The organism is Xanthobacter sp. DMC47, assembly GCF_056313845.1.
Map to the genome: position 1 here is coordinate 918,329 of NZ_JBQUZM010000004.1, position 12,300 is coordinate 930,628.

Annotated in this window: 9 protein-coding genes, 1 pseudogene and 1 riboswitch; of the genes and pseudogenes, 8 read left to right on the forward strand and 2 right to left on the reverse strand. The window is 68.1% G+C overall.

The window, feature by feature from the left end:
- Positions 1 to 29 precede the first annotated feature (29 nt).
- Positions 30 to 1,190, reverse strand: coding sequence for a serine hydrolase domain-containing protein (locus ACT54R_RS16085; protein ID WP_476327887.1), 1,161 nt, complete (start codon positions 1,188 to 1,190; stop codon positions 30 to 32).
- 208 nt (positions 1,191 to 1,398) lie between these two features.
- Positions 1,399 to 1,508: riboswitch (guanidine-I (ykkC/yxkD leader) on the forward strand.
- 69 nt (positions 1,509 to 1,577) lie between these two features.
- Here ACT54R_RS16085 and ACT54R_RS16090 point away from each other — a divergent pair.
- The 8 genes and pseudogenes from ACT54R_RS16090 to sciP all read left to right on the forward strand — a co-directional run bounded on the left by ACT54R_RS16090 (position 1,578) and on the right by sciP (position 11,157).
- Positions 1,578 to 2,681 carry a putative urea ABC transporter substrate-binding protein gene (locus ACT54R_RS16090; RefSeq protein WP_476327889.1) on the forward strand — a complete coding sequence of 368 codons (1,104 nt, stop codon included), beginning with the start codon at positions 1,578 to 1,580 and terminating at the stop codon, positions 2,679 to 2,681.
- A 258-nt stretch (positions 2,682 to 2,939) separates the two neighbouring features.
- The gene (locus tag ACT54R_RS16095) at positions 2,940 to 3,752 is read left to right on the forward strand and encodes an ABC transporter permease (RefSeq protein WP_476327891.1); all 813 of its coding nucleotides are present in this window, start codon (positions 2,940 to 2,942) and stop codon (positions 3,750 to 3,752) included.
- A complete protein-coding gene (locus ACT54R_RS16100; RefSeq protein WP_476327893.1) occupies positions 3,749 to 4,573 on the forward strand; it encodes an ABC transporter ATP-binding protein in 825 nt (274 codons plus the stop codon). Before ACT54R_RS16095 ends, ACT54R_RS16100 begins: the two co-directional genes overlap by 4 nt.
- A gap of 10 nt (positions 4,574 to 4,583) precedes the next feature.
- On the forward strand, positions 4,584 to 5,396 hold the full coding sequence (locus ACT54R_RS16105; RefSeq protein WP_476327895.1) for an urea amidolyase associated protein UAAP1: 813 nt from the start codon (positions 4,584 to 4,586) through the stop codon (positions 5,394 to 5,396).
- 11 nt (positions 5,397 to 5,407) lie between these two features.
- Positions 5,408 to 6,055 carry an urea amidolyase associated protein UAAP2 gene (locus ACT54R_RS16110; protein ID WP_476327897.1) on the forward strand — a complete coding sequence of 216 codons (648 nt, stop codon included), beginning with the start codon at positions 5,408 to 5,410 and terminating at the stop codon, positions 6,053 to 6,055.
- Between the two features lies 1 nt (position 6,056).
- Positions 6,057 to 9,599: an urea carboxylase gene (uca, locus tag ACT54R_RS16115; protein WP_476327899.1), complete on the forward strand. Its 3,543-nt coding sequence runs from the start codon at positions 6,057 to 6,059 to the stop codon at positions 9,597 to 9,599.
- 62 nt (positions 9,600 to 9,661) lie between these two features.
- Positions 9,662 to 10,063: pseudogene (locus tag ACT54R_RS16120) on the forward strand (allophanate hydrolase-related protein); the annotation flags it as partial.
- 818 nt (positions 10,064 to 10,881) lie between these two features.
- Positions 10,882 to 11,157, forward strand: a complete 276-nt coding sequence (gene sciP / locus ACT54R_RS16125; protein WP_012113328.1) for a CtrA inhibitor SciP — start codon at positions 10,882 to 10,884, stop codon at positions 11,155 to 11,157.
- Positions 11,158 to 11,235: 78 nt separating this feature from the next.
- On the opposite strand, the gene ACT54R_RS16130 is transcribed toward sciP, so the two are convergent.
- Positions 11,236 to 12,165 carry a histone deacetylase family protein gene (locus tag ACT54R_RS16130; protein WP_476327901.1) on the reverse strand — a complete coding sequence of 310 codons (930 nt, stop codon included), beginning with the start codon at positions 12,163 to 12,165 and terminating at the stop codon, positions 11,236 to 11,238.
- Positions 12,166 to 12,300 lie beyond the last annotated feature (135 nt).

The window sequence follows — 12,300 nt, forward strand, 5'->3', positions numbered from 1 at the left end:
TTACCTGAGGTGGAGCCGATTGGCGAGGCTTACGCGGACAAGATGCGCCGCATGGCCCTGAGCCCGAGGCCGGCGGCGCCCGGCCCGTTCACCAGCGCGAACACGCCGTAGGGCGAAGGCGCGCCCGTGCCCTGCCACGCGAGGAAGCCCATCCAGGCCGTGAAGCCCGCCACCGCGCCATCCTTGGTGACGAGGGCGACCGGGCCGGAGGCGTCGGCCACATCGTGCAGGATCCAGCCATAGGCGGTGCGCGGCGCCTTCCCGCCGCCGCAGCGGGGAGAGGCGAAGATGTTGCCCTGCTGATAGGCGAGCGCCGCATTCTCCATGCCGCCGTCGCCATGGCCCATGCTGCTCCTCAGGAAGGCCAGCATGTCGGTACCGGTGGAGACGATGCCGCCCGCGCCGACGCCGGTGAGGCGGGTGGGCGCATAGTCGGCGCGGGGCGGCAAGGGCTGCCAGTTTTTGCGATAGCCGATGGGCAGGCGCAGCTTCATCTGCGGCCGGAAGATCCCGGTGGCGGACATGCCCATGCCGGCGGCGTAGGCCTTCAGCGCACGGTCATAGCGCTCGGCCGCCTCCCCCATGCTGCCCTTCGCCGCGCCGGAGCCGGCCAGCGCCAGCAGCGACCAGCTGAGGTTGGAATAGGAATAGCAGGTGCCCGGCGGGAACGGCGGCTGGAGCGTCGCGAGATAGGGGAACAGGGTCTGGAAGCTCGCCATCACGCCGGGCGGATGCACCCCGCCCTGATTGTCCTGCGCCATGCCGGACTGGTAGCGCGCGAGATCCGCGAGGGGGATGCGCGCGAGCCCCGGCGACAGAGTGCGCGGCGCGAGCCAGTCGCCAAGATTGCCCTTGAAGGGCCCATGCGCCTGATAATGCAGGCAGGCGGTGAACACCTTGGAGATGGAGCCGATGGCGAAGGGCGTGCCGCCATCGAGCGTCAGGGGCCGCCCGCCGGGATGGGTGAGGTCCGGCGCCTGGGCGAGGAAGAGCTGCCCGTTGCCGCGCGGGTTCACCACCCCCAGGACCACCGCGAGTCGCGCCCCATGCGCGCGGGCGTTCGCCACCTCCGCGTCCGCCATCTGCTGCAATTCCTCGAACGGCAGGCGCGGATAGCCCGCGGCGAAGGCCGGGCGGGCGAGCAGCCCCGCCGCAAGGGCCCCCTTCAGAAATGCGCGCCGGTCGATCATCGTCCTGTCTCCTGCCCCTCAGAATGGCGCGGGGCGCAGTGGATGGCGAGGCCCGCCCATGTATGCAATGCACACCCAATCCGCCGCTTCTGCACAATATTTGGCCCATTGCTGCCCAGCCGAGGCGCAGGCGTTTCGCGAGCGCGTCCGTCAAGCCGTTGAAAACACACGAACCGCCTCTTGGCACGTCCGTTGCTTTTAACGATGTCGAGTTGGTGGCTAGGGTTCCGGCATCAAAGCGATGCGCTGGTCCGAGAGCTGCCACCGCGACGGGAGACATCCGGCGCGGGTGCACGGCGGGATAAAAGCCCGGGAGACCTCAGTGGCCAAGGAATTGGCGGCACTGGTCTCGCCAATTCCCAATCGTCGAAGCGAAGGGGAATTTGAATGCGCACTCCGGTTTCGTCCAAACTTCACCGTCTGAAATCCGCGCTTGCGGGCGCCCTCGGCCTCGCCGCGGTCGCCGGCCTCGCGCTCGGCGCCGGCCCGGCCGAGGCCGCGCCGAAGAAGGACTTCAAGGTCGCCTGGTCGATCTATGTGGGCTGGATGCCCTGGGGCTATGCCAACGACACCGGCATCGTGAAGAAGTGGGCCGACAAGTACGGCATCAAGATCGATGTGGTGCAGTTCAACGATTATGTGGAGAGCATCAACCAGTACACGGCCGGCGCCTTCGACGCCCTCACCGTGACCAATATGGATGCCCTCTCCGTGCCCGCCGCCGGCGGCGTGGACACCACCGCCGTCATCGTCGGCGACTTCTCCAACGGCAATGACGCCGTGATCCTGAAGGGCAAGAAGGACCTCGCCGCCATCAAGGGGCAGAAGGTCAACCTCGTCGAGTTCTCCGTCTCCCACTATCTGCTCGCCCGCGCGCTTGAGAGCATCAAGCTGAAGGAGCGCGACGTGAAGGTGGTGAACACCTCGGACGCCGACATGGTCGCCGCCTACAAGACCAAGGCGGTCACCGCGGTCGTCACCTGGAACCCGCTGGTGTCGGAAATCCTCACCGACAAGAACGCCCACGCGGTGTTCGATTCGTCCAAGATCCCCGGCGAGATCATGGACCTCCTCGTCGCCAACACCGCCGTGCTGAAGGACAACCCGGACTTCGCCAAGGCGCTGGTGGGCATCTGGTACGAGACGACCGCCCTCTTCACCGCCGACACTCCGGAAGGCAAGGCGGCGCGCGAGGCCATGGGCAAGGCCTCCGGCACCGACCTCGCCGGCTTCGACAGCCAGCTCGCCGCCACCAAGCTGTTCGCCAAGGCGCCCGATGCGGTGGCCTTCGTGCGCTCGCCGGATGTGGGCACCACCATGGACCGCGTGCGCAAGTTCCTGTTCGAGAAGGAACTGCTCGGCTCCGGCGCCAAGTCCGCCGACGCCATCGGCATCGAGCTGCCCGGCGGCAAGGTGCTCGGCGACGCCAAGAACGTGAAGCTGCGCTTCACCGACACCTGGATGGCGCTGGTCGCCGACGGAAAGCTGTGAGGGGCTCCCTCGTATCCCGGACAAGCGAAGGCGCAGCCTGAGCGCTGATCCGGGATCCAGGAGAAAGCCCTGCGCAGCAGGCGATACCCTGCCAGCGCGGCTGGCAGGAGCCGCCTTCGGCGAACCCGTGCGCTGGGCCCCGGCTCTCCTTGCGCTGGCGCTCCAGTCGGCCGGGGCGCGAGGCGCCTCTCCTTCATCACCGTCAAGGCCGGGCGGCCATCCCCGCCCGCCTCTTTCCACCCTCCAGGAGCAGCGCTGATGCGCCTCGTCAATGTCAGGCCGGATCGGGGAACGGCGCTGTTCCTTGCCGTCCTCCCGTTCGCCCTCGTCGTCCTCGCCTACATCCTCGGCTCGGCGCAGCGCCTTGCGGAGAACCCGGACGACAAGTTGCTGCCGAGCCTGCCCTCCCTCGGCAATGCCATCGTGAAGATGGCCTTCACCGCCGATGCGCGCACCGGCGACTACCTCTTGTGGACCGACACCTTCGCCAGCATGGAGCGGCTGCTCTCGGCGCTGGCCATCGCCACCGTCATCGCCCTCATCGTCGGCGTGCTGGTGGGCATGCTGCCCATCGTGCGGTCGCTGCTGGCGCCGTTCGTCGCCATGGTGTCCATGGTGCCGCCGCTGGCGCTGCTGCCCATCCTGTTCATCGTCATGGGGCTGGGCGAGGAATCCAAGATCGCCCTCATCACCATCGGCATCGCGCCCTACCTCATCCGCGACCTCGCCATGCGGGTGGAGGAACTTCCGCGCGAGCAGATGATCAAGGCGCAGACGCTCGGCGCCTCCACCTGGCAGATGATGGTCCGCGTGGTGCTGCCGCAGATATTGCCCCGCCTGATGGACGGGCTGCGCCTGTCGCTGGGCCCGGCCTTCCTCTTCCTCATCGCGGCGGAAGCCATCGCTTCGGATTCTGGCCTCGGCTATCGCATCTTCCTCGTGCGGCGCTATCTCGCCATGGATGTGATCCTGCCCTACGTGGCGTGGATCACCCTCATCGCAGTGGCCATGGATTTCGGCCTCGCCCGCGCCCGCCGCACCCTCTTCCCCTGGTTCGGAGGCGCGAAATGACCGCCATTTCCGTGCGCCATCTCTGGAAGGAATATGGCGAGCAGATCGTGCTTGAGGACATCTGCCTCGAATTCGCGCCGCGCTCCTTCATCGCCCTCGTCGGACCCTCCGGCTGCGGCAAGACCACCTTCCTGCGCATTCTCCTCTCCGAGGAGACCGCGACACGCGGCGAGGTGCTGATCGAGGGCCGGCCCATCGCCCCCGAGCCGGGCGCCGACCGGGGCGTCGTCTTCCAACGCTATTCGGTGTTCCCGCATCTGACCGTGCTGGGCAACGTGCTGCTCTCCGCCGAGATCGCCGAAGCCCCCCTCACCGGCCGGCTGTTCGGCGCCCGCCGCCGGCAGGCGCAGGACGAGGCCCGCGCCCTCATCGAGGAAGTCGGCCTCAAGGGCGCAGAGGACAAGTATCCCGCCGCGCTTTCCGGCGGCATGCAGCAGCGCCTCGCGCTGGCGCAGGCGATCATGAGGAAGCCCAAGATCCTGCTGCTGGACGAGCCCTTTGGCGCGCTCGATCCCGGCATCCGCGCCGACATCCACCAGCTGATGCTGAAGCTGTGGAACGAGTGCGAGATGACCGTGGTGATGGTGACGCACGACCTGAAGGAAGCCTTCACCCTCGCCACCCGCATCATCGCCTTCGAGCGCCGCCGCAACCGGCCGGAGGAAAAGGCCCGCTACGGCGCCACCATCGCCAAGGACATCGAGGTCTGGCCCAAGAGGATCGCGGGCCAGCTCAAGTTGAAATCCACCGCCCCCGGCCGGGACGACCCGGCCACTCCCTCGGGCACCGGCCGGGACGACCCGGCGCTGAAGACGGCTTGAGGAGACAGCCATGACCGTCAGCGTCGAAACCCAGAAGTTCATCGAAGAGAACCGCCGCCGCTACGAGGAATTGAAGGCGGCAGGCCAGCAGCATGCGCCCAAGGCCCTGCCCGGCCCCACCCTGCGCGGCTCGGCTTCCATCATGCCCGGCGCGGTGCTGCACACGGAGACCATCCCCGGCGGCTGGTACTGGTCCACGCCGCTGAAGGCGGGCGAGGCGCTGCGCATCCATCTGGCGCATGGGCCGGCCGCGGTCTCCATGATCGCCTGGTCGGCGGCGGACGCGTCCGAGCGGCTGAACTATGCCGATACGGTGAAGGTGCAGTGGACGTCCGCGCTGGGCAAGGGCCGCGTGCTGTTCTCCGACATGGGGCGGGTGATGTTCTCCCTCATCGAGGACACCACCGGCATGCACGACGCGCTGGTGGGCGGCTCCACCCCCGCCTCCAACCGCGCCCGCTATGGCGAGAAAGTGCTGCGCAACACGCGCGACAACTTCATTCTTGAAGCGCTGAAACTCGGCCTCGACAAGCGGGACATTCCCCCCGCTTTGACCTTCTTCGCCCCCGTGCGCACGGACGCGGAGGGCAACTTCCGCTGGATCGACGACGCCCGCCAGCAGGGCGATTTCGTGGACCTGCGCGCGGAGATGGACCTCATCGTCGCCCTCTCCAACTGCCCGCACCCCATGGACCCGGCGCCGGACTACGCCCCGCCCCCGGTGGAGGCCATCCGCCACCAGCCGCCCGCTCCCGCCGCAGACGATCTCTGCCGCACCGCCACCATCGAAGCCGTCCGCGGCTTCGAGAACACCACGCGCTGAGGGAGGCATCCATGAGCCAGTTCTTCGCCACCCCCGTGCGTGATGCGTCCTCCGCTTTGCGCGATTACTTCGTGCCCGCCAACGCGCCCTTCTCCTGCCTCGTGAAGAAGGGCGAGAGCGTGCGCATCGTCGATCTCGAAGGCCAGCAGGCGGTGGATACGCTGTTCTACAAGGCCGATGACTTCGCGGAGCGCTATTCCTCGCAGGATACGCTGCGCGTGCAGGGCTCGGCCTATGTCTCCACCGGCACCAAGCTGATCTCCACCGAAGGCAATGTGATGCTGACGGTGACCGCCGACACCTGCGGCCGGCACGACACCTCGGCGGGCGCCTGCTCGTGCGAGGCGAATACGGTGCGCTTCGGCCATCAGGTGAAGTATCTGCACGCCTGTCGCGAGAATTTCGTCATCGAAGTGGCGAAGCACGGCATGACGAAGCGGGACATCGTGCCCAACATCAACTTCTTCATGAACGTGCCGGTGGAGCCCACCGGGGAACTCGCCATCGTGGACGGCATATCCGCCCCCGGCGATTATGTGGAGCTGCGCGCGGAGATGGACGTGCTCCTCGTCATCTCCAACTGCCCGCAGATCAACAATCCCTGCAACGGCTTCAACCCGACGCCCATTCAGGTGCTCGTGTTCGGCGCGGAGGATTGAGATGTTCTCGAAAATCCTCATCGCCAACCGCGGCGAGATCGCGCGGCGGGTGATCCGCACCGCGCGAGCCATGGGCATCAGGTCCGTCGCCGTGCATTCGGATGCCGACCGCTTCACCCGCGGCGTGCTGGAGGCGGACGAGGCCGTGCGCCTCGGCCCGGCGCCCGCCGCCGAGAGCTATCTGAACGTCGATGCCGTAATCGCCGCCTGCAAGGCGACGGGGGCTGAGGCGGTGCATCCCGGCTACGGCTTCCTGTCCGAGAACGTGCGCTTCGCCCGGCGGCTGGCGGAAGAAGGCATCGCCTTCATCGGCCCGAAGCCGGAGCATCTGGAAGCCTTCGGCCTGAAGCACACGGCGCGCGAGCTGGCGAAAGCCTCCGGCGTGCCGCTGCTGCCGGGCACCGACCTCCTCGACAGCGCCGAGGAGGCGCTCAAGGCGGCGGAGGCCATCACCTTTCCGGTGATGCTGAAATCCACCGCCGGCGGCGGCGGCATCGGCATGCAGCTCTGCCACACGCCGGACGAGTTGCGTGACGTGTTCGAGCGCGTGCAGCGCACGGCCCGCGCCTCCTTCGGCGATGCCCGCGTCTATCTGGAGCGCTTCGTTTCCGAAGCCCGCCATGTGGAGGTGCAGATCTTCGGCGACGGCAAGGGCAAGGTCGTGGCGCTGGGCGAACGCGACTGCTCGCTCCAGCGGCGGAACCAGAAGGTGGTGGAGGAGACCCCCGCCCCCCTCCTCTCCGACGCCGTGCGCGCCCGCCTCCACGCTGCCGCCGTGCAACTCGGCGAGAGCGTGAAGTATGAGAGCGCCGGCACCGTGGAGTTCATCTACGACCCGGCGCGGCAGGAGTTCTACTTTCTCGAAGTGAACACCCGCCTGCAGGTGGAGCATCCCGTCACCGAGGCGGTGTTCGGCATCGACCTCGTGGAATGGATGATCCGGCAGGCGGCGGGCGAGGACCCCATCGGCACCGCCGGCCCGCTCACGCCGAAGGGCGCGGCCATGGAGGTGCGCGTCTATGCGGAAATCCCCCACGCCAATTTCCAGCCCTCCGCCGGCCTGCTGACGGAAGTGAAATTCCCCGCGTGGGCGCGCATCGACGGCTGGATCGAGACCGGCACGGAGGTGACGCCCTATTACGATCCCATGCTCGCCAAGGTGATCGTTAAGGCCGACGACCGGCCGGGCGCCATCGCCGCCTTGCAGAAGGCGCTCAGCGAGACCTCCATCTGCGGCATCGAGACGAACCTTCAGTATCTCTCCGCCATCGCCGCGTCCGACCTCCTCGCCTCCGGCAAGGTGGCGACCACCGCGCTGAAGGATTTCGCCTTCCGGCCCACCAGCGTGGAAGTGGTCGTCCCGGGCGCGCAATCCAGCCTTCAGGAGCTGCCCGGGCGGCTGAATTTGTGGCACGTGGGCGTGCCCCCGTCCGGCCCCATGGACGAACACTCCTTCCGCCGCGCCAATGCCCTCGTGGGCAATCCCGAGACCGCGTGCGCGCTGGAAATGACCGTCAACGGCCCCACCCTGCGCTTCCACGACGATGGGGTGGTGGCGATCTCCGGCGCCCATATGCCGGCGAAGCTCGATGGTGTGGCCGTGCCGCATGATGAAGCCTTCGCGGTGAAGGCGGGGCAGATGCTCGCCATCGGCACCATCGAGGGCGCCGGACAGCGGGCCTATCTGGCGGTGGCCGGGGCGTTCCAGGCGCCGGAAGTGCTGGGCTCGCGGGCGACCTTCGCCCTCGGCCAGTTCGGCGGCCATGCCACCGGCACGCTGAAGGCGGGCGATGCCCTCCACCTCGCCCCCGCATCCGCGCGTCCGACCACGCCGGCCGCCACGGTGCCCGCCCCCGCCCCGCTGACGCGGGATTGGGAGATCGGCGTGCTCTACGGCCCCCATGGCGCGCCGGACTTCTTCCAGCCGGACGACATCGCCGACCTGTTCTCGGCCACCTACGAGGTGCATTTCAACAGCGCCCGCACCGGCGTCCGCCTGATGGGGCCGACGCCCCGCTGGGCGCGCACGGACGGCGGGGAGGCGGGGCTCCACCCCTCCAACCTCCACGACAACGCCTATGCCATCGGCGCCATCGACTTCACCGGCGACATGCCCATCATCCTCGGCCCGGACGGCCCCTCACTCGGCGGCTTCGTCTGCCCGGCGGTGATCGCCCGGGACGAGCAATGGAAGATGGGACAGTTGAAGCCCGGCGACCGCGTGCGCTTCACCCCCCTGCCCAGGCCGGAAGACCCCATCGCCGGCCCGGCCATCGTCGGCGCGCCGGAGGAGACCTCCTCCCCCATCCTCGCCATCCATGAGGACGGCCCGGTGCGCGTGGTCTACCGCCGGCAGGGCGACGACAATCTCCTCGTCGAATTCGGCGACATGCACCTCGACGTGGCGCTGCGCCTGCGCGCGCATCTCATGGCCGAGGCGGTGCAACAGGCCAGGCTGCCGGGCCTCATCGACCTCACCCCCGCCATCCGCTCGCTCCAGATCCATTATGACGGCGCGAGCCTGCCCCGCACCAAGCTGCTCGACGCCCTCGCGGAGATCGAAAAGGGCCTCCCCGCAGCCGAGGACGTGGTGGTGCCGAGCCGCATCGTCCACCTGCCCCTTTCCTGGAACGACCCGCAGGCGCAGCTCGCCATGCGCAAGTATCAGGAGCTGGTGCGGGCGAACGCGCCGTGGTGCCCGGACAACATCGAGTTCATCCGCCGCATCAATGGGCTCGAGGACGAGCAGGCGGTGAAGGACATCATCTTCGGCGCCAGCTATCAGGTGCTGGGGCTGGGCGATGTCTATCTCGGCGCGCCGGTGGCGACCCCCATCGACCCGCGCCACCGCCTCGTCACCACCAAATACAACCCGGCCCGAACCTGGACGCCGGAGAACGCGGTGGGCATCGGCGGCGCCTACATGTGCATCTATGGCATGGAGGGGCCGGGCGGCTACCAGCTGTTCGGCCGCACCATCCAGATGTGGAACACGTGGCGGCGCACGCCTGCCTTCAAAGACAACCCGTGGCTGCTGCGCTTCTTCGACGAGATCCGCTTCTTCCCCGTCTCCCATCAGGAGCTGATGGAGGCGCGCGAGGCGTTTCCCCACGGCGCCTATCCGGTGCGCATCGAGGAGAGCCGCTTCTCCTATGCGGACTATGCCGCGAACCTCTCCGCCAATGCCGGTGCCATCGCCGCCGGCAAGGCCCGCCAGCAGGCGGCCTTCGAGGCCGAGCGCGCGCGCTGGAAGGCGGAGGGGCTGGACAGCTTCGTCGTCGAGGACGGCGCCGGGATGCTCGGCGAGGGCGAGATGCCGGACGGCTGCTTCGGCGTTTCCGCCAACGTGCCGGGCAATGTCTGGAAGGTGCTGGTGGAAGAGGAAGCGGTGGTCGCCGCAGGCGACACCATCGCCATCATCGAGAGCATGAAGATGGAGATTTCCATCACCGCCCACGCCGCCGGCCGCGTCCGCGAGATCCGCGCCGCCCCGGGCCGCACCGTCCGCTCGGGCGATGTGGTGGCCGTGCTCGAAACCGTGTGAGGACCAAGATGACCAACGAGACCCCGCTCAGCGGCCCTCGCGCCTCTCTCCCGCCGGATGCCGTGCCCATCGCCGTGGTGGGCGCGCATCTTTCGGGCATGCCCCTCAACGGCGAACTGACCGGCGCCGGCGGCGTGCTGGTGAAAAGCTGCCGCACCGCGCCCGACTATCGCCTCTTCGTCCTGCCCGACACCACGCCCCGCAAGCCCGGCGTGGTGCGCGCCCCCGGCTTCACCGGACCGGGGCTGGAGGTGGAGGTGTGGGCGCTGGCCCCCGCCGCCTTCGGCCGCTTCGTCGCCGCCATTCCCGCGCCGCTGGGCGTGGGCAAGCTCAGGCTGGAGGACGGCTCGGAAGTGCCCGGCTTCCTCTGCGAGGCCCATGCGGTGGAAGAGGCGGAGGAAATCACCGCGCTCGGCGGCTGGCGCGCCTATGTGACGGGCGGGAGGAGCGTGGCCCAGTCATAGGAGCGATAGGGCGGCCTTCACCGCCCTCGCGCCCCGGACGCATGCAGCGCCAGCGGAATGCGAGCCGGGGCCCGGCGCAATAGTCCGCCGCAGGCGCTTCCCGATCCCAACGCTCCCAGGTTTTGCCCCGCTTCGCGAGAACTCTTGCGCTGGACCCCGGCTCGGCGCTCCGGCTGTCGCCGTCGCTGGTCCGGGGAACCGACCGCCCCCAACCACCGTCATGGCCGGGCTTGTCCCGGCCATCCACACCTCTCACCACCGTCATGGCCGGGCTTGTCCCGGCCATCCACGTGGATCGGCCGGGAATCAGTCTCCGCCCACCGTCCCATCGGCCGGACGTGGATGCCCTGCACCCGCGTGTTCGCGGGTTCCGTTCTCGGGAGCGGAAGTCGGCAACAGCCGACTTCCGGCACAAGCCCGGGCATGACGGCGGTGAAAGAAAAGCGATGCCCCGAACCCGCCCGGCACACGCCAGGCCCACAAAACGCATATTGCAGCGCACGCGGCGCCCTCGCCCAGCGCCAATCATTACTTCGTGATCCATTAATAGAGCTGAACAAGTGCTGAATCCCCGGGCGCTCCGCGCGCCCGCGCAGCACCACGGCACCGCCCAAGCCGCCTTTCTTTTCAACATGCTGACCGGAAAACTTGGCCCCTTCGCAAATTGCGAAAGCGTGGCCGCGTGTTTACGCTTCGGGAAGAACCTGTTCAGCCCCCATTAAGACAAGTAAAAATCCTTTTATTTCCGTGCTTTAGCAAAGTCTTCATCGGCACCTGCCATCTTCATCGAAGTTGGTTTGAGTAACAGGTGCGTAGACATGACGGATGCCTATCGTCCGAGGGTCAAATATGTGATCGGGCCGGACGGGGGACCGCTGACCATCGCCGACCTGCCGCCGCCCGATACGCGGCGCTGGGTCATCCGCCGCAAGGCGGAGGTGGTGGCAGCCGTGCGCGGCGGGCTTCTCTCCCTTGAAGAGGCCTGCAAGCGCTACACCCTCACCGTGGACGAATTCCTCTCGTGGCAGGCCTCCATCGACCGCCACGGCCTGCCCGGCCTGCGCACCACGCGCATCCAGCACTACAGGCAATAGTTTTCAGCTTTGACCAAAGGCCCGCGAGCAAGTCTCCCGGGCCTTTGTCATGCGCCCCACAACTGGGACGCCCCGGCGTCAGCCGTGCATCAGCGCGGTGACGTGGGCGGCGGCGGAGGTGGCGAGGCCTTCGAGGTCGTAGCCGCCTTCGAGCAGCGAGACCACGCGGCCCTCGCACTTCTGGTCGGCGATCTCCATCAGCCGGCGCGTGATCCAGCCGAAATCCGTGTCCACGAGGCGCAGCGAGGCGAGCGGATCGCGCACGTGCGCGTCGAACCCGGCCGAGATCAGGATCAGGTCCGGCGCAAACGAGGTGATGCGCGGCAGGATGCGCGTCTCCATCGCCTCCTTGAACACCGTGCCGTCGTCGCCCGAGCGCAGCGGGGCGTTGACGATGGTGTTCACCGCCCCCGTCTCGCCCTGCGCCCCGGTGCCGGGATAGAGCGGCATCTCGTGGGTGGAGCAGTAGAGCACGCTGTCGTCGGCCCAGAAGATCTCCTGCGTGCCGTTTCCGTGGTGGACGTCGAAATCCACGATGGCGACGCGCTGGAGGCCGTATTTCGCCTGCGCGTGGCGCGCCGCGATGGCCACCTGGTTCATCAGGCAGAAGCCCATGGGCTTGCGCGTCTCGCAATGGTGGCCCGGCGGGCGCATGGCGACGAAAGCGTTGGAGACCTTGCCCTCCATCACCTCGTCCACCGCGAAGCAGGCGCCCCCCACCGCGCGCAGGGCCGCTTCCCAGCTGCCCGGCGAGAGGATGGTGTCGGAATCGATGCGCACCAGCCCGTCCTGCGGCACGGCCTCGCCCATGGCGTCCACGAAGTCCGCGGGATGCACGCGGATGATGTCCTCCCGCTCCCCGCGCGGCGCGAGATCGCGCACGAGATGGGAGAACTTCTCCTGCTCGAAGATGCGATCCAGCACGCGGAGCCGGTCGGCGCGCTCGGGATGACCGGCGGGCGTCGCGTGGCTGAGACCGGCGGGATGGGTGACGAGCAGCGTGGACATGGACAGGAACGCCCTCCCTTGGCGTAATCTTTACGTTCTTTATTGTGCCATACCATATTCCAGCAGCACCGGGAGGATGTTGCGCCGGATCAAGACTATTGCCGCCGAAGGCCCCAATGGCCTCATCCCTTTGGG